Genomic DNA, 21,138 nt, shown 5'->3' with positions numbered 1-21,138 from the left:
CGGCCTATTGGAAAGAGCGCCGCCCCGCGACCAGGCGATAAAGCGCCGCCGCGCCGCCGCCCGCCAAAGCGGCGACCGCCGGGCTGATCGCGCCATCGCCAAATCCGAGCGCGGCGCTCGCGACGGCAAATACCCCGGAGATCGCGGCTCCGACGAGGAAAAGGGCGGCAAGGCTCGACCATTTCCGCCGGGCGCAGATCATTCGGGTCAGCCACAGGCTGACGCCGAGATTGGCGCCGATCGAAAGGATCGATTCGGCCATTTCGGCCGTCGTGAGAGCGTCGCCGCCGCGCGGCATGCGAAAAGAGAGCGCGACGACAATCGCGGCGATCGCGAATGTGGCGACGGTTCCCGCGCGTCGCGCGCGCGGCGCGCGCGCCGGCGCGGCGAGATCGACGGAATCGGAGGCTTTTGGCGCGTCGAACAAAAGGGCGCGCTGCTCGGGCGTCAGCGCGATGTCCGTGGGGCCGTTGGCGGTCCTGGGCGGCGGAGCCGGGCGCGACGCCGCGCCGCCGCGCCGGCCGAAGGAGGCGGTCTTGCTCATGCGCGCAGCATGGCGCGCGGAAGTTGCCAAAAAATTGCCGGGCCCCGCCCGCGGCCAGAGGTTTCGCGCTTTCCGCGCATTGGTCTTGTCCGGGAAGGGCGGCGGCGCGCGCGAAAAATCATTTTGGCCTTCCCTTTTTCGCGTCGGGCGCTAATTTCCCCGGCCAAACCGAATTTTGAAAGGCGACCAATGGGCTTCCTCGCCGACGCGCTCTCCCGTGTCAAACCTTCGGCGACCATCGCCGTGACCCAGAAGGCGCGCGAGTTGAAGGCGCAGGGGCGCGAGATCATCAGCCTGTCGGTCGGCGAGCCGGATTTCGACACGCCGGACCATATCAAGGCGGCGGCGATCGACGCGATCCGGCGCGGCGAGACCAAATATGGGCCCGTCGCCGGCATCGCGCCTCTGCGCGAAGCCATCGCCAAAAAATTCAAGCGCGAGAATGGCCTCGACTACAAGCCGTCGCAATGCATCGTCGGCACCGGCGGCAAGCAGATTTTGTTCAATGCCTTGATGGCGAGCCTCAATCCCGGCGACGAGGTCATCATTTCCGCGCCTTATTGGGTGTCCTATCCGGAAATCGTCGCTTTGTGCGGGGGGCAGGCTGTCATCGTCGCGACCAGGCCCGAGGACGGCTACAAGCTCCGGCCCGAGGCGCTCGAACAGGCCATCACATCGCGCACGAAATGGGTGATCTTCAATTCGCCGTCCAATCCGTCGGGGGCGGCCTATACTCGCGACGAATTGAAGGCGTTGACCGAGGTTCTGCTTCGTCAGCCCCACGTCTGGGTGTTGACAGACGACATATACGAACATCTGGTCTATGGCGATTTCGTCTATACGACCCCGGCCCAGGTCGAGCCCGCGCTCCATGAGCGCACGCTCACCATGAACGGCGTGTCCAAGGCCTATGCCATGACCGGCTGGCGCATCGGCTATGCCGCCGGGCCGGACAAGCTCATCCGGGCGATGGACATGATCCAGGGCCAGCAGACGTCCGGCGCCTGTTCGATCGCGCAATGGGCGGCGGTCGAGGCGCTCGACGGGCCGCAGGATTTTATCGCCGAGAGCCGGAAAATCTTCGAGGGGCGGCGCGATCTCGTGGTTTCGATGCTCAATCAGGCGCAATATCTTACCGCGCATCAGCCGGAAGGGGCCTTCTATGTCTTTCCTTCCTGCGCCGAGGCGCTGGGCAGGACCTCGGCGGGCGGGACCAGGATCGAAACCGACGTTGATTTCGTCACGGCGCTGCTGGAAGAGCAGGGCGTCGCGGTCGTCCAGGGCTCGGCTTTCGGCATGGGGCCGAATTTCCGGGTGAGCTATGCGACATCCAACGAAGCCCTTGCCAAAGCCTGCGCGAAAATCCAGCTTTTTTGCGCGGGGCTGCGGTGAGGCCGATCACGGAGGCGGTAATGCGGGCGAAGCTTCTGAAATTTTTTGTGATTCTCGGAATCGTCGGCCGAATCGGGCCAGCGGTCGCCGCCAATATCGCTCCTGGCGAGGCCTATCAGGATTTGCGCGAGCAATTGCTTGCCGACGGCTGGAAGCCCGAAACCTCCTACGGGCTCAAGCTCGCCAATGGCAAGCCGTATCACCGCTACCCCGAAGTATTGTGCGGCCTGGAAAAATGCCGGGCCAAATGGCATGACCGCAGCGGCGCCGAACGCGCCATCATGCTTGAGCGCGGCGGGCCTTCGGACCCCTATCGCGTCATAAGCGCGGAATGAATCTTCAGGTCGTCATCTGCGTGAACAGCGTCGCGGCCAGTATCAGGGCGGCGAAAAACAGGCTCGGATAATAGCCCCATTGCGAGGCATGGGGCCACGTCGGCAGCGACGCGAAAAAACAGACGATCAGGATCGCGATCAGGATATCCGCGGGCGACATGGCCGCCTCCCTCCTGGCAAAACAGCGCCGGCGATCAGTCGATTGCACGAAACCCGCGAAACAATGGAAGGTTCCCGGTTGCCGGGGCGCGAGATCGCTTATTTTTCCAAGTTTCGCACGAGCAGACGGCGGCGCTATGATGCGATGCAAACGAAATCCCTTGACATTTTGTGCGACGCAACATAATTTACGAACCGTAGCACGAGCGGTGCTTGTGCTGCAGCCCTCCTTGGGCGTTTCCTCCCTAGACTTGGGCCGCTGGTTCTTCCGGCGGCCTTTTTTCTTTTCGGATCAGGGATCTGAAAGGAGAAAATCGCGCGCGTGGCGTTCTTTTGGTTGATCCGAACGCACCAGCCAGCGAATGAGTCCCTGCTTTTGGTGCGACGAAACCCCTTGCTTTTCAGGTTTCGCGCAAGCGGCGGAGGGCGTTATGACGCACCGCAAAAAATCTCTTGACAATTTGTGCGACGCAACATAACTTACCAACCGTAGCGCAAGCGGTGCTTGTGCTGCAGCCCTCCTTGGGCGTTTCCTCCCTAGACTTGGGCCGCTGGTTCTTCCGGCGGCCTTTTTTTCTTTTTGATCAGAGACTTGCAAGAGACGAAATCACGCGCGCCGGCGGCAGGTCGCGATATTCGTCGGGCGCTCCGGCGCGATTGATCCACACCGTGTTGAAGCCGAATTGCGCCGCCCCCGCGATGTCCCAGCGATTCGAGGACTGGAACGACACCTGTTCCGGCGTCGTTCCGTAACGCGCGCCGACCAGCGCATAGACTTCGGCCGCGGTCTTGAAGCGAATTACGGAATCGGCGGAGAGCGATTCGTCGAGCAAATCCCGCAAACCGGCCGCGGCGACGGCGCGGGCGAGCGTCGCCGGCGCGCCGTTGGAGAGGATGACGGCTTTCGCGCCGCGCTCGCGCAAGCGCCGCAGCGCCGGCGCGGCGTCGGGGAAAGCGTCGAGCGTTCGATAGGCGTCGAGCAGTTTTTCGCACGCTTCCGCCGAAAGGCCGCCGCAGCGGGCGGCGGCGAAATCAAGCGCCTCCGCGGTCAAGGCGTCGAAATCGCGATAGGCGCCCATCAGGCTGCGCGTCCAGGTATATTCCAGCTGTTTCACGCGCCAAATTTCGGACAGCCGTTCGGCCTGCTCCCCGACGAGGCCGCGATGGCGAGCCACTGCGGAATGGACGTCGAACAAAGTGCCGTAAGCGTCGAAAACGTAAAGGGGAAAGGTCTTTTCGGCCATTTTAGCGTCTCACCCATCGATCAGGCGCGCGTCAACCTTGATTTTCCGCAACTCGCGGACGAGCCGAACGCCCTGCTGCCGATATATTTTGGCGCCGAGTTCGCTTGGCAAGTGGGCGAGCGCCTGGCGCGCGATCGCCAGATCGCAGCCGGCGATGCGCGCGATGACATTGCCCGCTTCGAAGGCGGCGTCCGCCGAAAGGCTGGAGTCGATGAGCAGGCGGCAGTCCGGCGGCTCCAGTTCGTTCCGCTCGATGCGCCGCAGGGCGGCGACGGTCGCCAGCACGACGACCTTGTCGTCTCTTTCGAGGCGGATGTCGTCGGAGGGGTTCAACTGTCCGGCGCCGCCGCGCTCGTGGAAAATCGGAATGGCGCCGAAACCATAGGCGAGCTGCGCCAGCTGAAGGTCGAGCAGGGGCCGATTATGGGCGACCGCATATTCGGTGACGAGAACCGGGCGTCCCAGGAGCTGGAAGGCGGTGAGAATATTCTCGTCGAAGGCCGCGCCGGCGATCGCCTGGGCTGCGATCTCCGATTCGCTGATGCCGGTCGATTCGGGGATCAGCGCGGCGACGTTTCTCGCCAGATCGGGATCGGCGACGCGGAAAACCAGGGCGCAGCGCGGATTGAGCGAATGGGCGAGCAGGGCGGTTTCGAGATTGCCGACCTGGTCGTCGCCGACCACGACCACGCTGCGCGCGGCGGCAATATTCGCCCGCGCCAGGGCGTCGGGAATTGGGCCGGTCTTGACCGGCAGGCCGCGCAGGACGTCTTCCGCGACGGGCTCTGCGGAAACGCCGACGGTCGGACGGCCCCAGCGCTGGAGCAAAGCGGCGATGTTCTGGCCGATTGGCGCAAGACCGACGACGATGGTGTGGCCTTCGACCGGGGGCGGCGGGCGGCGCGCGGCGATCTGGAACCGCGCGCCGAGAACGCGCTCGGTCATGGTGGCGATGATGACGCCGAGGAAGATGGCGCTGCCGATCTTCATCAGCAGCGAATAAAGGTAAAGGCCGGAAGAAATCGGAAAAGGCGCCTTGAGCGCGCCGAACACATTATCGAAGCCGCCGACCGCCAGGACCGTCGAGACATTGATGGCGTCGAACCAGCTGATTTCGGGATTCTCCCGCCGATACAGCACGATGCACAGCGCAAACATCGAAAAGACGACGGCGAAGGAAACAATGATGGGCTTCGGCGCCGCGCGCAGCCAGCCGCGCGCCTGTTCGGCCAAAGCAGTCCAACGCACTCGCCGCGATTTTGCTTCCGGCGTCCGCGGGCCTCTGGCGTCGCGCAGCAATTCGCCGCATTCGACATAGGTCACTTCATCGCCGGGACGGATTTCGCAATCGGCGCTGCGCAGCGAGAGCAGGTCGCCGACCGCCTTGCCTTCCGAGACATGGCCGATGACGCGCCGGTGCAAGGTGTTGAGTTCCGAGGGCCGGAGGCCGTGGCGCCAGTCGCCGGTCTTTACGATATGGGCGATGACGCGCACGGTCGATCCATTGAGATCGAACCGCGCCTTGGTCTCGTCGTCGAGGGTGGCGACGGCGAAGGCGAGCGCGGAAAATTCATGCGGTTCGAAGGCGACCAGATTGCCGAGCTGGCCGGCGAGCAGGCGGTTGAGCTGCTCCTGCGCCGAGCGGATGACGAGGCGCACGCGCGGATTGAGCGAGCGGGCGGCGAAGGCGGCGGCGATATTGCTGCGCTCGTCGGTCGTCACCAGCAGGATGGCGCGGCAGGTTTCGGCGCCGGCGCGCTTGAGGATTTCAGATTTCGTGCAGTCGCCCGTGACGATTTTGTCGAAGGGCGCGTCTTCCATGGATTTCGGCGGCGCGACATCGACGCCGACGACGCAGGCGCCGAATTCCTTGAGCAGTTCGGCGCATTGGCGCCCGACATCGCCAAGGCCGCAGATGATGATGCGGTCGGGGGCGCGCGGCGGGGTCGGCGCCTCGCCGGAACCGCTGGAAGGGGTCGCATCCATTGCGTCGCTCTCCGCCTTGCGCCGAACGGGCTCCGCATCAATTGCGGGTGGGTCGGCGTCGGCCGGATTGCAGCCGGTCTTTGCATCGGCGCCATGACAAGAGCGCATCCCGCCAACGCGGCGGCTTCGCCGGAAGGGAAGGGGCCGCAGCCCCCTCCGTCACAGCGTGACCGAAAAATCAGCTTCGGTCTTGGACTTGATCTCGTCAACGGACACGCCGTCGGCGAGTTGGATCAGCTTCACGCCGCCGTCGCCGTGCTTGTCGATCGAAAAAACGCCGAGATCGGTGATCAGGAGGTCCACCACCTGCGAGCCGGTCAGCGGCAGGTTGCATTTGTGGAGGAATTTGGGGCCGTCCTTGGCGACATGCTCCATCACCACCACGACCTTTTTGACCCCGGCGACGAGGTCCATGGCGCCGCCCATGCCCTTCACCATCTTGCCCGGGATCATCCAATTGGCGAGATCGCCGTTCTGAGCGACCTGCATGGCGCCGAGGATCGAAAGGTCGATATGGCCGCCGCGGATCATGGCGAAGGAATCGGCCGACGAGAAATAGCTGGTCGTCGGCAGTTGGGTGATGGTCTGCTTGCCGGCGTTGATCAGGTCGGCGTCCTCCTCGCCCTCATAGGGGAAAGGGCCCATGCCCAGCATGCCGTTCTCCGACTGGAGCTGCACGCTCATGCCGGCGGGGATGAAATTCGAGACCAGGGTCGGGATGCCGATGCCGAGATTGACGTAAAAGCCGTCGCGGAGCTCCTTCGCCGCGCGGGCGGCCATTTGATCGCGTGTCCAGGCCATCAGACTTCTCCTCCCGCGGCCGCGGCCGGGCTGGTATGTTTGCGCGTGGTGCGCTGCTCGATATGTTTGACGGGATTGGGCACATGCACGATGCGCTGGACGAAAATGCCGGGGGTGTGAATCTCGTCGGGGTCGAGTTCGCCGGGCTGGAACAGATGCTCGACCTCGGCCACCGTGATCTTGCCGGCGGTCGCCATCATCGGATTGAAATTGCGGGCGGTCTTGCGATAGACGAGATTGCCTTCGGTGTCGCCTTTCCAGGCGTGGACGATGGCGATGTCGGCGACGAGGCCGGTCTCCATCACGTAGTTTTCGCCGTTGAAGACGCGGGTCTCCTTGCCCTCGGCGACGAGCGTGCCGTAGCCGGTCTTGGTGTAGAAGGCCGGGACGCCAGCGCCGCCGGCGCGAATGCGCTCGGCGAGCGTGCCCTGCGGGTTGAATTCGATTTCCAGTTCGCCGCCGAGATATTGCTGGGCGAACAGCTTGTTCTCGCCGACATAGGACGAGATCATCTTCTTGACCTGCTTGGTCTCCAGCAGCACGCCGAGGCCGATGCCGTCCACTCCGGCGTTGTTGGAGATGAAGGTCAGGTTGGTCGCGCCGGATTGCTTGACCGCTTCGATCAAGGCCTCGGGAATGCCGCACAGGCCAAAGCCGCCGGCCATCAGCGTCATGCCGTCCTTCACCAGTCCGGCCATGGCGGAACTGGCGTCTGGATATACTTTCTTCATGGGCGAATCCCGCGTTTTTAGTAGTGTTGCCCTGCAACAATAGGCCCGCCGGGCGCCGTGGTCCAGACGGCTCCAAAGCCTAGTTTTTGCGCAGGACCACGGCCCAGCCGGGAACGTCTTCGCCCCGTTCCTTTCTGACGGCGGCTGGCGCAAGCTCCAATATGGCGAAGCCAGTCCGGCCGGCGCAGTCCCGCAGATAGGCCTGGGAATGGGCGAAGCGCATGTCGGCGCCGACGCCGAAGGTCGCGCCGCCGGCTGCGTTTTGCGCGGTGAAGGCGAACAGGCCGCCCGGGATCAGGACGCGCGCGACGGCGGCGAAAACGCGGTCGAGATCGCCGATATAAACGAAAACGTCGGCGGCCACGGCGAGATCGGCGCTTTCGCCCGGCTCCGCCGCGAGAAAATCGAGCAGGTCGGCGACGGCGAGCCGGTCATAAAGCCGTCTGCCGCGGCATTGCCCGATCATCGCCGGCGAAAGGTCCACCCCGGCCATGTTCCCGACGCGCGCGCGAAAAGTTTCGCCGGCGTGGCCGGCGCCGCAACCGAGATCGAGCATATTGGCGAATATCCGGCCGGGCGCCGCGCGCTCGATGGCGTCGCGCAGGATCTGGGGTCCGCGATAGGCGAGGGTTTCGACCAGATGGCGATCGAAATTCGCCGCATATTGATCGAACAGGGTTTGGACATAGGCGCGCGGCGCGGCGACGGGTCTTTGGTCGCCGAGACGCGCAAGCCTGAGCGCGGCGCCGCAGGCGTCGGCCGGATCGCGGGCCAGCGCCTCGCGGTAGGCGGCAATGGCGTCCTCGCGCCGGCCGAGCGCCTCCAGCGCCTCGCCGAGGCCGAACCTGCCGGGCGCCCAATGTGGAGCGAGCTCAATGGCTTGCATGAAAAGATCGCGCGCGGCCTCGAAATCGCGCGCTTCAAAAGCGCCGACGGCCCATTGATAACGGCGGTCGGCGGCGAGATCGCCCGAAGAACCGGTAGGGGATGAATGGAACGCGCCGGTCGGCGTCATGCCAAATTGTCTTTGCTGGTGGAAAAACGGAACGGGATGCGGCACATTTCGTTCAGTAACTGTTCAGCCTTGCCTGGGCATTTTGCGCATCAAGCTGATTTTGCGCGGAAGCGCAAGCATTGCCAGAGGAGAAAGCGATGACCGTTCCCTTCAAGAAAATCGGGCTCGCGGGGTTGGCCGCGCTGACCCTGGGCCTGTCGTTCTCGACCCCGGCGGCGGCCTGGTATCGTGGCTATGGCTACGGCGGGGGATATAATCCCGGCGCGGCGGCGGCGGCGGGCCTCATCGGCGGCCTGGCGCTCGGCGCGGTGGCGGCCAGCGCCGCCAACCGGCCCTATTATGCGGAGCCTGCCGGCGACTGCTGGATCGAGCGCCGCAGGGTCTATGACCAATGGGGCAATTATATCGGCCACCGTCGCATCCGGGTCTGCGAATAAGCGACCAATCATCAATGAGCAGTGATCAGAAGCGATTCTGATTACTGTTTGTTGATTCTAGGCTCAACACTCAATCAGGTGATTGATAGCGTTTTGAGCCTAGTGCGAGAACAGCACTGGCGCTGTCATGTGTCTGAGCATGTAGCGCGAGCCGCTGCCGCGCGAAAATAGAGGATAGCCGCCGCCGCCGAAGGCGCCGATCACCAGGAGATCGGCGCTGTGCTCCATGGCGTGGTTGAGCAGCGCGTCCATCAAGCCTATGTCGCTCAGGGTGAGTTGTTCCGGCTTTGCGCAAATCTCATGCGCGGCGAGATGGTTGATGGCGAGCCGCAGGGATTCCTTCTGATCAGTCGCGCCCGTCGTGTCGTTCGCCTGGTGGAGGCCGACGACCAGGGCCTCCGCGCGGGGGGCGACGAGCATCATGCCGTCGGCGAACCCCCGGGCGGAAGGGCCTGAGTTCGACCAGGCGAAGATCGGCCGCTTTCCGACGGTCGGAAAATCCCCGGAATAGGGTAGAACCAGGACGGGACGGCCGCTGTTGACGATCAGATGCTCCGCGAAATCCGGCGGCAGCCGGGAATTGTCGGGGCGGCGCTGGCCGATGACGATCAGGTCGAAATGGCGCGCGAAATCGGTGGTCGTCTTGACGGTCGCGTCGTCGTCGCCGCGATCGAGAGCGATCCATTCGGCGTTGAGTCCCTTGGTCGCCTCGACGAAAGCCTCGCGGCTGGCGGCGGCGGCTTGCGCGGGATCGGGCGGCGGCCCGTCATCCCCATCGGGCGCGGCGACTTCCGCGAACAGGCCGGTGAGGCGGGCGCCGTGGGATCGGGCGAGATCGGCGGCTGTATTCAGCCGGACCTTCGATCTTTCGCCGCTGTTGAGATGAACGAGGAGGGAACGAAGAGACATAGGACACATTCCTGGGACACATTCCTGCCGAGCACGCGGAAAACCGCGTGCTCAGGCTTGTCTTTGCAGGTAGGGATTATGCAGCCTTTCGGCGCCGATGGTGCTCAGCGGCCCGTGGCCGCTGATGAAGGTCATGCCGTCGCTGAGCGTGAGAATCTTTTCGTCGATCGAGCGCATCAATGTGGCGTAATCGCCGCCCGGCAGGTCGGTGCGGCCGATCGAGCCCTCGAACAGCACGTCGCCGACGAGGCAGAACTGCATGGGCTCGTTGACGTAAACCACGCTGCCCGGGGTGTGCCCCGGGCAATGGCGGATGTCGAGGCGGGCGTCGCCGAACGCGACCTGGTCGCCGTCGGCGAGCCAGCGGTCCGGCGAGACGTTGCGACAGCGAAAGCCGAACAGCTTCGAGGCGTCTTCGAGGCCGTCGAGCAGGAATTTGTCGGCGATATGCGGGCCCTCGATCGGCACGCCGAGCAGGTCGCGAAGCTCCGCGGCGCCGCCGGCGTGGTCGGCGTGGCCATGGGTCAGGAAGATCTTTTCGACCTTGGCGCCCGTCTGCTCGATCGCGCGGCGGATCAGCGGCACGTCGCCCCCCGGATCGACCACGGCAGCGTTTGCCGTCGTTTCGCACATCAGAATCGTGCAATTCTGCTGAAACGGGGTGACGGGAACGATGGCGACCTTGATTTGCGACATGAGGCGCTCCTGGAGCCTGCGAGCCATCCTATCTCGGGCCGCGCGTCATCGCCAGAGGACAGGCGTTTCCCTGGCGGCGCAAGACCGCCATTTTGCCTATGCAAGGCGCGGCAGTGGTAATCCGGCCCGCCTTATCCTACTTAAATATGAGGGCAATCGTCGCCAACTTTGTTTGCCGGATCAGTGGATTTACCATATCCTGTCAGGTTCTCGCTCCGAAATTCCTGCGGAAACTCCAACGGTAATTCCGGTTTGTGTAACTTCGAGCCGCATTGAGTTGCGGCGGCCAGGCGGCGAGGCGGAAAAATGAACCATTATGCCTATCATTTCTACGAGATGGCGCATCTGGCGATGGCGCCTGCGCGCGCCCTCTCGGATCTGACCCGGCTGACGTTCAAGAACCCGGCCAACCCGATGGCCTACACGCCCCTCGGCCGCAATCTCGCGGCGTCGGCGGAACTGTTCGAACGCTTGACCCGCCGTTACGGCAAGCCGGCCTTCGGCCTCGACAAGACAATCGTCAACGGCAAGGCGGTCGCGGTCGAGGAGGAGATCGTCTGGGTTCGCCCCTTCTGCCAACTGCGGCATTTCCGGCGCCATCTGCCGCCGCGCACGCCGCGCCAGTCGCGCCTGCTGATTGTCGCGCCGATGTCGGGCCATTATGCGACTCTGTTGCGGGGCACGGTCGAGACGTTCCTGCCGACCCATGACGTCTTCGTTACCGACTGGGTTGACGCGCGGCTGGTTCCGCTGAGCGCCGGGCGCTTCGATCTCGACGATTATATCGATTATGTCGTCGAAATGTGCGAATTCCTCGATGTCGCCGGCGCGCCGCCGGTCCATCTTCTCGCGGTCTGTCAGCCCTCGGTCCCGGCGCTCGCGGCGGTCGCGCGCATGGAGGCCGAAAAGGACCCCCATGTTCCGGCCTCCATGACCCTGATGGGCGGCCCGATCGACACCCGCCGCAGCCCAACCGCGGTCAATAAGGTCGCCGAGAAACGCGGATCGCAATGGTTCCGGCGCAATTGCATCCATGTCGCGCCCTTCCCCTATCCGGGCGCCGGCCGCGAGGTCTATCCCGGCTTTCTCCAGCTCTCCGGCTTCATGGCGATGAATTTGGACCGCCATGTCAACGCCCATGTCGACATGTTCAACCATCTCATCAAGGGCGACGGCGATTCGGCGGTAAAGCATCGCGAATTCTACGACGAATATCTCGCGGTCATGGATCTGACAGCGGAATTCTATCTCCAGACCATCGACAAGGTGTTCGTCCACCACGAATTGCCGCGCGGCGTGATGACTCACCGCGGCCATCCGGTGGACCCCTGCGCCATCAGGCGGGTCGGCCTGATGACGGTCGAGGGCGAGAAGGACGACATTTCGGGCGTCGGCCAGACCGAGGCGGCGCAGGACCTCTGCTGCAACATCCCCGACGGCTTGCGCATGCATTACCTGCAGAAGGACGTCGGCCATTACGGCGTGTTCAACGGCTCGCGCTTCCGCAAGGAGATCGCGCCGCGCATCTGCGCTTTTCACGCCGAGGTCGAGGCGCGCTTCGCGTCCGATCCCGGGTTGCGGTCGCCCGCCGCGGTCAGCCCGGCGTCGGAGTCGCGGCCGCAGCCCGCCACTGCGCCAGGAGCGCGCGCAATGTCGCCGGCTTGAGTGGCTTGTTGATCACCATGACGTCCTTCTCCCGCGCCCGCGCCCGCATCTCCTCCGAGCGGTCGGCGGTGATCAAAGCGGCGGGAACGGAGGCGCCGAATCGCCAGCGCAAGGCGACGATGGCGTCCACGCCGTCGCCCTCGTCGAGGTGATAATCGGCGAGAATGGCGTCGGGCGTCCGCTTCTGGCGCGCAAGCTCGGCGATCGCTTCGCGCTGGCTCGTCGCGACGATCGGGACGCAGCCCCAGGACGCCAGCAGCGCGCGCATCCCGTCCACGATCAAGGGATCGTTGTCGATGGCGAGGACGGCCATGTCGACGAGCTGCGACTGGCGTGGCGCGGCGGCCGGGGCGTCGCGGGCCGAGACATGCGGCGGCGGCGCGCCGAACGGCGCCGTGACGGTGAAGACCGAGCCTTTTCCGGGCGACGACCGTAGCGCGAGCGGGTGCGCGAGCACGCGGGCCATGCGCTCGACGATGGAGAGGCCGAGGCCGAGGCCGGGTTCGGCGCCGCCCGCGTCGAGCCGCTCGAATTCGCGGAACACGCTTTTCTGCTTTTCGCGCGGAATCCCCAAGCCGGTGTCCCAGACCTCGATGCGGACCTTGCCGCGCAGGCGCCGCGCGCCGACCAGCACCCGGCCGGAGCGGGTATATTTGACCGCGTTCGAAACCAGATTCTGCAACAGTCGGCGCAACAGGCGCCTGTCGGAGCGCACAGCGAGCGAGCAGGGCGTGAAAATAAGTTTCAGCCCCTTCTTTTCGGCAAGCGGCGCGAATTCGATTTTTAGCTGGCGGAAGAGTTCGTCCACCCGGAAATTGCTCAATTCGACCTTCATCGCGCCGGCGTCGAGCCGCGACATTTCGAGCAGAGCGGAAAAAATGTCCTCCACCGCCTCGAGCGCGCTGTCGACATTGCGCGCGAGCGCCCCGGTCTCGGCGGAGGGCGCGCCGGCGGCGGCGCGCTGCAGCATGGTCGCGGCATAGAGTCGCGCGGCGTTGAGCGGCTGCAGGATGTCGTGGCCGGCCGCGGCGAGAAAGCGGGTCTTGGAAATATTGGCGCGTTCGGCGTCGGCCTTGGCGCGCGCCAGCTCCTCGTTGAGGCGGGTCAGTTCCTCGGTGCGTTCGCGCACGCGCTGCTCCAGGGATTCCTTGGAGGCTTCGAGCGCCTGTTCGGCGGCGAATTGGTCGGTGACGTCGGTGTAGGTGACGACGAGGCCGCCGTCGGGCATGCGCGCCGAGCGCGTCTCGATCGCCTTGCCGGAATGCGTGAGCCTTACGCGAAACGGCTCCGAATTGGTCAGGCGTTCGAGGCGCGCAAGGACCAGTTCGTCAACCGCGCCCTCGCCGTAAAGGCCGCGCTCGGCGTTGAAGCGGAGGATGTCGTCGAGGGCCACGCCGTTGCGCGCGAAATGGGCGGGCAGGCTGAACATGTCGCGGAATTCCCGGTTCCAGCAGGTCAGGCGCAAATCGGCGTCGAACACGGAAATGCCCTGGCGGGTGAAATCCAGCGCGTGCTGCAGCATGTCGCGGTTGTAGAGCAGGGCGGCGGAGGCGTCGTCCACCAGCCGTATCGCCGCCGCGCTCGAAACGTTCCGCCGCTTGAGCAGCAGCGACAGCACGAGGCGCGCCGAGGCTGCGCCGATCGCCGAAGCGAGGAGATGCTCCGCGATCCGCATCAGATGGATGTCGGCTTCGGCGCGCGGGTCATAGGTCTGGCCGCGGCCGGCGAAGAAGGCTTCGAAAGCCTCGCGCGTGCGATGCGCGCCGAGATAGCGGGCGACCGTCGTTTCGACCTCCGACGCCTGGACGCTGGCGCGCCAGAGGCGGAAGGCCTGGGCCATGGGCGCGGCGTTCTTGCCGACGAAAATTTCGGCCTGGAGGCGCTCGATCGGGGTTGGACGCCGCGCCAGGGAAAAGACGACATAGGCCAGACTATTGGCGGTAAGGCTCCAGAACACGCCATGGACGAGCGTGTCCATCTGTCCCTTGAACGTGGCGGACGCCGCCGCCGCGGGATGAGCGGCGAGGCCGGCGTCGATCGAGGGAATGAGCAATGTGAAGACCCAGACGACGACGCCGGTGATGAGCCCGGCGATGGCGCCGAGCGCGGTGCCGCGCCGCCACAGCAGGGCTCCGACGAAAGCGGGTCCGAATTGCGCGACGCAGGCGAAGGAGAGAATGCCGATCGAGGCGAGCAGGGTTTCTCCCGTCAGGCGGTAATAGAAGAACGACAGGAGAAGGACGACGAGAATTGCGGCGCGGCGCACCCGCAGGATGCGCAATCCCGCCTCGCCTTCGACGAGCGGGCGCGCCCGGCCGTTGCGCCAGCGGCCGATGCGCAGCAGCAGCGGCAGGACGAGGTTGTTCGACGCCATGACGGAAAGCGCCACCGATTCGACCACCACCATGGCGGTCGCGGCGGAAAGGCCGCCGATCATCGCGATGAAAGCGACCGGCGCATTCCGGGCGGCGAGCGGCAGCGCCATCACGGTGAGGTCGCGGTCGATCACAATAGGGAATTTGAGGAGGCCGGCGACGGCGAGCGGCACGACGAAAAAATTGATCGCGAGCAGATAGAGGGGGAAGACGACGGCCGCGGTCTTGATGTCGTTTTCGTCGCGGTTTTCGACGATGGCGACATGGAATTGCCGGGGCAGGAACAGCATGGCGCCGCTGGAGAGCAGGGTCAAAGTGGTCCAGACCGCGAGATCGGGCGGCGCCGTCAGCACGGCCCTTATGCCGGGCGTGACGGCGGCGCGCTGGAACAGGTCGCCCAATCCCCCGAACATGCCCCAGACGACGAAGCCGCCGACGACGAGGAAGGCGAGGAGCTTGGCCATGGATTCGGCGGCGATCGTCACCATCAGGCCGTTCTGGTGCTCGCCGGCGTCCACCCGCCTGGTGCCGAAGGCCATGGCGAACAGAGCGAGCAGAATGGCGACGCCGAGGGCGAGGCGGTCCGGCCAGTCCGACGCCGGCGCCGGCGCGAAGGGCGTGGCGTGGCCGAAGCCGATCATCAGCGTCGCCGAAATCGCCTTGAGCTGTAAAGCGATATAGGGCAAGACGCCGATCACCGCGATCACCGCCGCCACCGCGGCCACCGCTTCCGACTTGCCATAGCGGGCGGCGAGAAAATCGGCGATCGAGGTCGTGTTCTGCGCCCGCGCGGTGCGCGCGACCCGCGCCACCAGCGGCCAGCCGAAACCGAACACCAGCATCGGGCCGATATAGATGGGCAGGAAATCGAGACCGTTGGTCGAGGCGAGACCAACCGAGCCGAAAAAGGTCCAGGACGTGCAATAGACGCAAAGGCCGAGCACATAGACGAGACGGCGGGTACGGTCGCCGGTGAAGCGCGCCGCGCGGCGGTCGCCATAGACGGCGAGCCCGAGCAGGACGAGGAAATACAACAGCGTCGCGGAAATATTGATCCAGTTCAGCGCCATGACGCTCCGTCCAGGGCTTCCCGAAATGTCCGTCTTGTCCGAGGATTGACCTTGGCCGGAGCCTCGCCTTAACCTCGCCGCCGCGGGATTTCGCGCGGCTGACAGGGGGATTTCGTCGGCATGTTAGAAGAATTTAAAAAATTCGCCATGCGTGGCAATGCTCTCGATCTCGCGGTCGGCGTGATCATCGGGGCCGCTTTCAGCAAGATTGTCAATTCGCTCGTCGACGACGTCATCATGCCGGCGATCGGCGCGATCACGCCCGGCGGCCTGGACTTCTCGAATTATTATATCGGGCTCAGCTCGAAACTCGCCAATCATCCGCCTTACGCCGACGCGAAAAAGATCGGCGCGGCCTTCGGCTATGGCGCCTTCATCACCGCGGCGCTGAATTTCCTGATCGTCGCCTTCGCCTTGTTCTTGATGATTCGCGCCATCAACAAGCTGGTGGCGAAAAAGGATGCGCCTGAAGCGGCGCCCGAGCCGCCGCGCAGCGAAGTCCTCCTCGGCGAAATCCGCGACCTGCTCGCCAGCAGGGAGCCCATCAAGCCCTGACGCCCGAAGCTTTGGCGCGCCGCGCGGCAGGGGCCGGGGCGCAAAGCCAGGCGACGACGTCGGGCCAGATCGCATCGAGCGTTCGCCGGCCGAAGAACAGGTTGAGGTGCCCGCCGGGAACGATCCTCTGCCTGATCGCTGCCGGCGGCGTTCCGACGAGGCGGGCGCAGGCGAGGGTTTGCTCCGGCGCGGCGATATCGTCGTCTTGCGCGGCGATCAGATAGAGCGGCGCGCAAAGGACGCGGAGATCGATTCTTTTCCCCAGAGCGACGAATTCGCCGCGCGCGAGCTGGTTTTGCTTGTAAAGCCTTTCGACGACTTCGAGGTAATAGGCCCCTGGCAGGTCGAGCGGACTTTCGCTCCAGGCGCGAAACGCCGCGGTCCGGGCGCGGAATTCATCAGAATCGAGCGTGAGGTCGCTCTGGCACAAGGCGTGGATCTGTTCGTCGCTATGCGCCAGGAGGCCCCAGAATTGCTGCGCCTGGGCGCCCCGCGCGAAGCCTCCGCCCATCTGCGCCAGTTCCTCGAAGGTTTCGATGGGCGTCGAGCGGGCGAGCGCCGAAAAGGGCGTCTCGGCGGCGTGGGTGTCGATCGGCGCCGCGGCGATGACCAGCCGGCGCGCCTTCGACGGGAAGCGCGCCGCAAAGGCGAGGCCGAGCCAGCCGCCCTGGCACAGGCCGACGAAATCGCAGAATCCGCCGATTTCATCGACCATGACATTGAGGTCGGCGAGATAGTCGTCGATGGTGCGGAAGGCTTGGGTTTCCCGGGCCGACAGCCATTCGACGAGATAGAGCGGTCCACCGCCGGCGCGCAGCCGCGCCATCAGACTGTGGCCTTCGCACAGGTCGGCGATCCGCGCGTCATGCAGGGCGAAGGGCGCGCAGACCAGGATTGGCGCATGGCCCCCGCCGCCTTTGGGCGGGCAATCGAAGCGCCGCAGCCGCGCCGCGGAGAGTTCGAGGACGACTTCGTTGGGGCTCGCCCACGCCGGCTCGGGCCGCGGCGATGTGGCGTCGGGAGGCGTCAGGGTCCCGATCATCACGCGCGCCAAGGCCAGACCGGCCTCCGCGGCGTAAAATCCCGGCCAGAGCAGTTTCGTCCAATCGGATACGGGGTCGTCTTTGTGCGCCATGGTCCATTGTGACACGAAATGCGGCCAAAAAGGCGACGGGTTTTACGGCTCTCGCAGTTCATCGGCGCAGGCGAGGGTTGGCGCGCGCTCCCCATCCCGCGCAATTGTCTTAAGGCGCCGGTCGCGGGCGGTTGCCTCCGCCGCGCGATAATGGCTAGGCTTTTCAGGCGCGCGCAAAATCATCAAGGATGCGCGGCAGGGAGACGTCTGGTTGATCCACCGTCACCAATGAGAAGGGCGATAGCGTTACGGTGATCGACCTCGACAAGATGACGGTGAAGGCGACGATTCCCGTCAGCCAGCGCCCGCGCGGCATTGTCGCCAGCCCCGACAACGGAAAAATCCATGTCGTGCTCGGCGATTCCGATTCCATCGCCATCATCGATCCGCAAAAACTGGTTGTGACGGAGAAGCTTCCGGCCGGCCGCGATTGCGAGCGGGGCGATGTCTCGCCCGACGGCAAGGTGGTGGCCGCGACCACCGACACCACCAATATGGTCCATTTCGTCGATGCTTCGACCCGCGGGACCCTCGCCGACCTGGGATCTGGTCATTCCCGCCGCGCCGGAACCATGACATGCTGGCGCGCATGAGTGATTCTCCCCCGGCCTTGGAGTTCTCCGGCGTCAGCCACCATTACGGCGCGCGCCAGGCGCTGAATGACGTGAGCTTTTCCGTCCCGCAGGGCGCCTTTTGCGTGCTGCTTGGGCTCAACGGCGCGGGCAAGAGCACGATGTTCTCATTGATCACGCGGCTGTTCGCCCTGCAGAAGGGTCAAATCGTCGTGTTCGGCCGCAATCTGACGGTCGATCCGCGCGCGGCTCTGGCGCAGCTCGGCGTCGTGTTCCAGTCGCGCACGCTCGACCTCGATCTGTCGGTGGCCCAGAACTTTTACTATCACGCCGCCCTGCACGGCATCGGGCGCAAGGAGGCGGCGCGGCGCACCGGGGAGCTTCTGGCGGCGATCAATCTCGCCGACCGCGCCAAGGACAAGGTCCGCGCGCTTTCCGGCGGCCAGATGCGCCGGGTCGAAATCGCCCGCGCCCTGCTGCACCATCCCCGCCTGCTGGTGCTCGACGAGCCGACGGTCGGGCTCGACATCGGCGCCCGCGCCGACATTCTCAAACTGGCGCGCGGACTGGTTGAGCGAGAGGGCGTGAGCGTGCTCTGGGCCACCCATCTGACCGACGAGGTCGAGCCGGGGGACGCCGTCGTCGTGCTGCACAAGGGCAAATTACGCGCCACGGGCAAGGCGGCCGACCTGCTTCAGAAAACCGGCGCCGCCGACGTGAGGGCGGCCTTCGTCGCCTTGATCGGCGAGACCGACGCGGGAGCCGTCCCATGACCCTGCAAGCCCCCGCCCCGCCCCGCCTGACCTTCGCCGCCCACATGATCTGCCTTCAGGGCATCGTCTGGCGCGAGGGCCTGCGCTTCCTGCATCAGCGGGAGCGTTTCGTCTCCGCCCTGGTGCGTCCCCTGGTCTGGTTGTTCATTTTCGCAGCCGGATTCCGCCAGACCCTTGGCGTGTCGATCATCCCGCCCTACCAGACTTATATTCTTTACGACGTCTATATCACGCCCGGCCTGATGGCCATGATCCAGCTCTTCAACGGCATGCAATCGTCGCTGTCGATGGTCTATGATCGCGAAATGGGCAATATGCGCGTCCTGCTGCTCAGCCCGTTCCCGCGCGCGTTTTTGCTGTTCGGCAAGCTGATCGCCGGGACGCTGGTCTCGGTGCTGCAGGTCTACGCCTATCTCGCCATTGCCTGGTTCTGGGACATTCAGGCCCCGCCGCTTGGCTATCTGACCGTCCTGCCCGCGCTGCTGCTGTCGGGGCTGATGCTGGGATCGCTCGGCATGCTGCTGTCCTCGTTGATCAAGCAGCTCGAAAATTTTTCAGGCATCATGAATTTCGTGATCTTCCCGATGTTTTTCGCGTCCTCCGCGCTCTATCCCCTGTGGCGGGTGCAGGAGGGCAGCCCGGGCCTCTATTACTTCTGCCAGGCCAATCCCTTCACCCATGCCGTCGAACTGATCCGCTTCGCGCTCTATGGCCAGGTCAATTGGGTTTCTCTGGCGGTGACCCTTGGCTGCACGATCGTCTTCATGTCCGGCGCAATTCTTGCTTATGATCCTTCGCGCGGCCTGATGGCGTTGCGCGGCGCGCCGGGCGGCAATTAAGGCGTTATTATTAGTCTAGTAGTTTACTAGACAAAAAAGGCGCGGCGGCGCAGATTTGCGATGATGCCGGATTGGGATTGCGACCTTTATCTGAAATTCGAGCGCGAACGGGCTCAGGCGGCTCGCGACCTTATCTCGCGCATTCCGCCGCTGGCGCCGCGCCGGATCGTCGATCTCGGCTGCGGGCCGGGCAATAGCGCAGCGATTCTGGCGCATTGTTTTCGTGGCGCCGACATTCTCGGGCTCGACACTTCGGAGAAAATGCTGGAGGCGGCCTGCGAACGCGCGCCTTTCGCGCGCTTCCTGAGGCAGGATTTCTGCGACTGGACGCCGGAAGAGCCGGTCGATCTCATTTTCGCCAACGCCGCGCTGCATTTCGCGCCGGATCATCACCAGTTCGTGCCGAAATTGCTGTCCTTCCTCAATCCGGGCGGCGTGCTCGCGGTGCAGATGCCCAATGTGCTGCAGGACGCCGCCCATGCCCTGATGCGCATGGTTTCCGTGGACGGCCCGTGGGCGGAGCGGCTCGCGCCGGTCGCGAAGTCGCGTGCGATCATCGGCTCGCTCGACGACTATTACGCCTGGCTCGCGCCCCATTGCCGGATGGTCGAGCTCTGGCAGACGATCTATGTCCATCCGCTCGACGGCCACGACGCGATCGTGGATTGGTTCGTCGGTTCCGCGCTGCGGCCGTTCCTCGCCAAGCTCGAACGCGACGAAGCGCCGGCCTTCCTCGCCCATTACCGCCGCGAACTGGAAATGGCCTATACGCCCCAGGCCGACGGCAAGGTGCTACTGCTCTATCCGCGCCTGTTTTTCGTGGCGCAGCGCTGATCCGTGGCGGCTCTTCCCGGGAGACCGGGCTCACGCATTTGTGATCGCGCCTTGCCATCGCCGCATTTTCGCGGCAAAAGCGAGGCATGACGCAAAGCTTGCCGCGCCTCACTCTGTTCGCTGCAATCGCCCTCGCGGGCAGCGCTCCCGCGCGCGCCGCGCCGCCGAAACATCCGCCGCTGCCGCCGGAGCGCCCGCTTTTCCTGAACGATCCGCCGGCCATGCCCGCCGATCCCGAGGCCGTGCAGGCCGCGCCGCCCAATGCCGTGACCCCGCAGGGCGTCTACCGCGAGGCGTCGCTCGACGGTTCGTCGTCGGTTGCGGAATATGCCCCGGCGCCGGCCGCCGCGTCGACGCCTTTCGGCGGGCTCGTCGTCCCCGGCCATCCCGCGCCGCCGCCGATCGCGCCCGCGCGACAAGCCGCCGTGGTCCCGCCGCCGGTCGCCGAAGGGCCCTATGATCCGCGTCCGCCGCAGGAGAACGTTCCGGCGGGCTTCGACGTGGCCGAAAGGGCCGGCCTTGCCGAAATGACGCGGAAATACGCGATGCGCAACGGCGTTCCGCTCGCCCTGATCCACCGCGTCATCATGCGCGAGAGCAAATATTGCCCCCAGCTGATCGGCCGTCACCGCTATTACGGCCTGATGCAGATCACGCCGGCGACGGCCCGCTCCATGGGTTATCGTGGCTCCGCCAAGGGCCTGCTCGACGCCGAGACCAACCTCAAATACGCCTCGGCCTATCTCGCCAACGCCTGGGCCTTGTCCGGCGGCGACATGGACCGCGCGGTGCGGCTCTACGCCGCGGGCTATTATTACACGGCCAAATCCAAGAATATGCTCAGCGAGATGCGCGACGCCAGTTCGCCGCCCGTCCAGCCGACCGAAGCGCTTGCCCTCGCGCCGCCGCCTGCGCCGCCGCGGCCGGCCAATATTTTCGAGGCGATGTTCGGCGGCGCGAGCCGCTAGAGCAGCGTGCGAAAAAGTGGATGCCGGTTTTTCGCAATGAAGGCTGTGAAAACAAAGGAATCCAGAGTCGATCGCGATTCGGCTGAATCGCAACCGGCTGTCG

General features: G+C 65.0%; 20 protein-coding genes and 1 pseudogene. 10 read left to right on the top strand and 11 right to left on the bottom strand.

Going from position 1 to position 21,138, the window contains the following annotated elements; genetic code table 11:
- Positions 1–4: 4 nt before the first annotated feature.
- A complete protein-coding gene (locus K2U94_RS17715) occupies positions 5–544 on the bottom strand; it encodes a hypothetical protein (RefSeq protein WP_243068481.1) in 540 nt (179 codons plus the stop codon).
- Between the two features lie 189 nt (positions 545–733).
- Between K2U94_RS17715 and K2U94_RS17710 the strand changes: the two genes are divergently transcribed.
- Positions 734–1,936 (top strand): pyridoxal phosphate-dependent aminotransferase, encoded by a 1,203-nt coding sequence (locus K2U94_RS17710; protein WP_243068480.1) that lies wholly within the window; start codon positions 734–736, stop codon positions 1,934–1,936.
- A gap of 20 nt (positions 1,937–1,956) precedes the next feature.
- Positions 1,957–2,271, top strand: coding sequence for a hypothetical protein (locus K2U94_RS17705; RefSeq protein WP_243068479.1), 315 nt, complete (start codon positions 1,957–1,959; stop codon positions 2,269–2,271).
- A gap of 4 nt (positions 2,272–2,275) precedes the next feature.
- Here K2U94_RS17705 and K2U94_RS17700 read toward each other — a convergent pair whose 3' ends face one another.
- The 6 genes from K2U94_RS17700 to K2U94_RS17675 all read right to left on the bottom strand — a co-directional run bounded on the left by K2U94_RS17700 (position 2,276) and on the right by K2U94_RS17675 (position 8,207).
- Positions 2,276–2,431 (bottom strand): DUF3309 family protein, encoded by a 156-nt coding sequence (locus K2U94_RS17700; protein ID WP_243068478.1) that lies wholly within the window; start codon positions 2,429–2,431, stop codon positions 2,276–2,278.
- A gap of 583 nt (positions 2,432–3,014) precedes the next feature.
- Entirely contained in the window at positions 3,015–3,674 is a 660-nt protein-coding gene (locus K2U94_RS17695) for a haloacid dehalogenase type II (RefSeq protein WP_243068477.1), read from the bottom strand.
- 9 nt (positions 3,675–3,683) lie between these two features.
- Complete coding sequence (locus K2U94_RS17690) at positions 3,684–5,660, bottom strand: NAD-binding protein (protein ID WP_243068476.1); 1,977 nt, start codon at positions 5,658–5,660, stop codon at positions 3,684–3,686.
- 159 nt (positions 5,661–5,819) lie between these two features.
- Positions 5,820–6,461, bottom strand: a complete 642-nt coding sequence (locus K2U94_RS17685) for a 3-oxoacid CoA-transferase subunit B (protein ID WP_243068475.1) — start codon at positions 6,459–6,461, stop codon at positions 5,820–5,822.
- On the bottom strand, positions 6,461–7,192 hold the full coding sequence (locus K2U94_RS17680; RefSeq protein ID WP_243068474.1) for a CoA transferase subunit A: 732 nt from the start codon (positions 7,190–7,192) through the stop codon (positions 6,461–6,463). The genes K2U94_RS17685 and K2U94_RS17680 overlap by 1 nt, the downstream gene beginning before the upstream one ends.
- A gap of 79 nt (positions 7,193–7,271) precedes the next feature.
- A complete protein-coding gene (locus tag K2U94_RS17675) occupies positions 7,272–8,207 on the bottom strand; it encodes a class I SAM-dependent DNA methyltransferase (RefSeq protein WP_243068473.1) in 936 nt (311 codons plus the stop codon).
- A 137-nt stretch (positions 8,208–8,344) separates the two neighbouring features.
- Between K2U94_RS17675 and K2U94_RS17670 the strand changes: the two genes are divergently transcribed.
- A complete protein-coding gene (locus tag K2U94_RS17670) occupies positions 8,345–8,644 on the top strand; it encodes a hypothetical protein (protein ID WP_243068472.1) in 300 nt (99 codons plus the stop codon).
- Between the two features lie 99 nt (positions 8,645–8,743).
- Here K2U94_RS17670 and K2U94_RS17665 read toward each other — a convergent pair whose 3' ends face one another.
- A complete protein-coding gene (locus tag K2U94_RS17665; protein ID WP_243068471.1) occupies positions 8,744–9,553 on the bottom strand; it encodes a universal stress protein in 810 nt (269 codons plus the stop codon).
- Between the two features lie 51 nt (positions 9,554–9,604).
- On the bottom strand, positions 9,605–10,249 hold the full coding sequence (locus K2U94_RS17660; RefSeq protein WP_243068470.1) for an MBL fold metallo-hydrolase: 645 nt from the start codon (positions 10,247–10,249) through the stop codon (positions 9,605–9,607).
- Positions 10,250–10,555: 306 nt separating this feature from the next.
- Here K2U94_RS17660 and K2U94_RS17655 point away from each other — a divergent pair, with 306 nt between their 5' ends.
- Positions 10,556–11,914 carry a polyhydroxyalkanoate depolymerase gene (locus K2U94_RS17655; RefSeq protein WP_243068469.1) on the top strand — a complete coding sequence of 453 codons (1,359 nt, stop codon included), beginning with the start codon at positions 10,556–10,558 and terminating at the stop codon, positions 11,912–11,914.
- On the opposite strand, the gene K2U94_RS17650 is transcribed toward K2U94_RS17655, so the two are convergent.
- Positions 11,844–15,359, bottom strand: coding sequence for a NahK/ErcS family hybrid sensor histidine kinase/response regulator (locus K2U94_RS17650; RefSeq protein WP_243068468.1), 3,516 nt, complete (start codon positions 15,357–15,359; stop codon positions 11,844–11,846). The two genes, K2U94_RS17655 and K2U94_RS17650, sit on opposite strands and share 71 nt — an antisense overlap.
- A gap of 120 nt (positions 15,360–15,479) precedes the next feature.
- On the opposite strand from K2U94_RS17650, the gene mscL reads away from it, so the two are divergent.
- Positions 15,480–15,914: a large conductance mechanosensitive channel protein MscL gene (gene mscL / locus K2U94_RS17645; protein ID WP_243068467.1), complete on the top strand. Its 435-nt coding sequence runs from the start codon at positions 15,480–15,482 to the stop codon at positions 15,912–15,914.
- Here mscL and K2U94_RS17640 read toward each other — a convergent pair.
- Positions 15,904–17,049 (bottom strand): alpha/beta fold hydrolase, encoded by a 1,146-nt coding sequence (locus tag K2U94_RS17640; RefSeq protein WP_243068466.1) that lies wholly within the window; start codon positions 17,047–17,049, stop codon positions 15,904–15,906. The genes mscL and K2U94_RS17640 overlap by 11 nt on opposite strands.
- A gap of 233 nt (positions 17,050–17,282) precedes the next feature.
- On the opposite strand from K2U94_RS17640, the pseudogene K2U94_RS17635 reads away from it, so the two are divergent.
- From K2U94_RS17635 to K2U94_RS17615, 5 genes and pseudogenes are all read left to right on the top strand, one after another.
- A pseudogene (locus tag K2U94_RS17635) lies at positions 17,283–17,642 on the top strand (hypothetical protein); the annotation flags it as partial.
- On the top strand, positions 17,639–18,394 hold the full coding sequence (locus K2U94_RS17630; RefSeq protein ID WP_243068464.1) for an ABC transporter ATP-binding protein: 756 nt from the start codon (positions 17,639–17,641) through the stop codon (positions 18,392–18,394). The pseudogene K2U94_RS17635 and the gene K2U94_RS17630, both read left to right, overlap by 4 nt.
- The gene (locus tag K2U94_RS17625) at positions 18,391–19,233 is read left to right on the top strand and encodes an ABC transporter permease (RefSeq protein ID WP_243068463.1); all 843 of its coding nucleotides are present in this window, start codon (positions 18,391–18,393) and stop codon (positions 19,231–19,233) included. Before K2U94_RS17630 ends, K2U94_RS17625 begins: the two co-directional genes overlap by 4 nt.
- A 63-nt stretch (positions 19,234–19,296) precedes the next feature.
- A complete protein-coding gene (gene tam, locus K2U94_RS17620) occupies positions 19,297–20,067 on the top strand; it encodes a trans-aconitate 2-methyltransferase (RefSeq protein WP_243068462.1) in 771 nt (256 codons plus the stop codon).
- 86 nt (positions 20,068–20,153) lie between these two features.
- Positions 20,154–21,035: a lytic transglycosylase domain-containing protein gene (locus tag K2U94_RS17615; protein ID WP_243068461.1), complete on the top strand. Its 882-nt coding sequence runs from the start codon at positions 20,154–20,156 to the stop codon at positions 21,033–21,035.
- The last annotated feature ends 103 nt before the right edge of the window (positions 21,036–21,138 follow it).

The organism is Candidatus Rhodoblastus alkanivorans, from assembly GCF_022760755.1.
Classification (GTDB): domain Bacteria; phylum Pseudomonadota; class Alphaproteobacteria; order Rhizobiales; family Beijerinckiaceae; genus Rhodoblastus; species Rhodoblastus alkanivorans.
The sequence above is the reverse complement of the archived record's forward strand: the minus strand, read 5'-3'. Positions and strand labels throughout refer to the sequence as shown.

Excerpts from the sequence above, each read along its gene's own strand:
- K2U94_RS17715 (WP_243068481.1), bottom strand. The coding sequence starts at position 544 with ATGAGCAAGACCGCCTCCTTCGGCCGGCGCGGCGGCGCGGCGTCGCGC.
- K2U94_RS17710 (WP_243068480.1), top strand. The coding sequence starts at position 734 with ATGGGCTTCCTCGCCGACGCGCTCTCCCGTGTCAAACCTTCGGCGACC.
- K2U94_RS17705 (WP_243068479.1), top strand. The coding sequence starts at position 1,957 with ATGCGGGCGAAGCTTCTGAAATTTTTTGTGATTCTCGGAATCGTCGGC.
- K2U94_RS17700 (WP_243068478.1), bottom strand. The coding sequence starts at position 2,431 with ATGTCGCCCGCGGATATCCTGATCGCGATCCTGATCGTCTGTTTTTTC.
- K2U94_RS17695 (WP_243068477.1), bottom strand. The coding sequence starts at position 3,674 with ATGGCCGAAAAGACCTTTCCCCTTTACGTTTTCGACGCTTACGGCACT.
- K2U94_RS17690 (WP_243068476.1), bottom strand. The coding sequence starts at position 5,660 with ATGGATGCGACCCCTTCCAGCGGTTCCGGCGAGGCGCCGACCCCGCCG.
- K2U94_RS17685 (WP_243068475.1), bottom strand. The coding sequence starts at position 6,461 with ATGGCCTGGACACGCGATCAAATGGCCGCCCGCGCGGCGAAGGAGCTC.
- K2U94_RS17680 (WP_243068474.1), bottom strand. The coding sequence starts at position 7,192 with ATGAAGAAAGTATATCCAGACGCCAGTTCCGCCATGGCCGGACTGGTG.
- K2U94_RS17675 (WP_243068473.1), bottom strand. The coding sequence starts at position 8,207 with ATGACGCCGACCGGCGCGTTCCATTCATCCCCTACCGGTTCTTCGGGC.
- K2U94_RS17670 (WP_243068472.1), top strand. The coding sequence starts at position 8,345 with ATGACCGTTCCCTTCAAGAAAATCGGGCTCGCGGGGTTGGCCGCGCTG.
- K2U94_RS17665 (WP_243068471.1), bottom strand. The coding sequence starts at position 9,553 with ATGTCTCTTCGTTCCCTCCTCGTTCATCTCAACAGCGGCGAAAGATCG.
- K2U94_RS17660 (WP_243068470.1), bottom strand. The coding sequence starts at position 10,249 with ATGTCGCAAATCAAGGTCGCCATCGTTCCCGTCACCCCGTTTCAGCAG.
- K2U94_RS17655 (WP_243068469.1), top strand. The coding sequence starts at position 10,556 with ATGAACCATTATGCCTATCATTTCTACGAGATGGCGCATCTGGCGATG.
- K2U94_RS17650 (WP_243068468.1), bottom strand. The coding sequence starts at position 15,359 with ATGGCGCTGAACTGGATCAATATTTCCGCGACGCTGTTGTATTTCCTC.
- mscL (WP_243068467.1), top strand. The coding sequence starts at position 15,480 with ATGTTAGAAGAATTTAAAAAATTCGCCATGCGTGGCAATGCTCTCGAT.
- K2U94_RS17640 (WP_243068466.1), bottom strand. The coding sequence starts at position 17,049 with ATGGCGCACAAAGACGACCCCGTATCCGATTGGACGAAACTGCTCTGG.
- K2U94_RS17630 (WP_243068464.1), top strand. The coding sequence starts at position 17,639 with ATGAGTGATTCTCCCCCGGCCTTGGAGTTCTCCGGCGTCAGCCACCAT.
- K2U94_RS17625 (WP_243068463.1), top strand. The coding sequence starts at position 18,391 with ATGACCCTGCAAGCCCCCGCCCCGCCCCGCCTGACCTTCGCCGCCCAC.
- tam (WP_243068462.1), top strand. The coding sequence starts at position 19,297 with ATGCCGGATTGGGATTGCGACCTTTATCTGAAATTCGAGCGCGAACGG.
- K2U94_RS17615 (WP_243068461.1), top strand. The coding sequence starts at position 20,154 with ATGACGCAAAGCTTGCCGCGCCTCACTCTGTTCGCTGCAATCGCCCTC.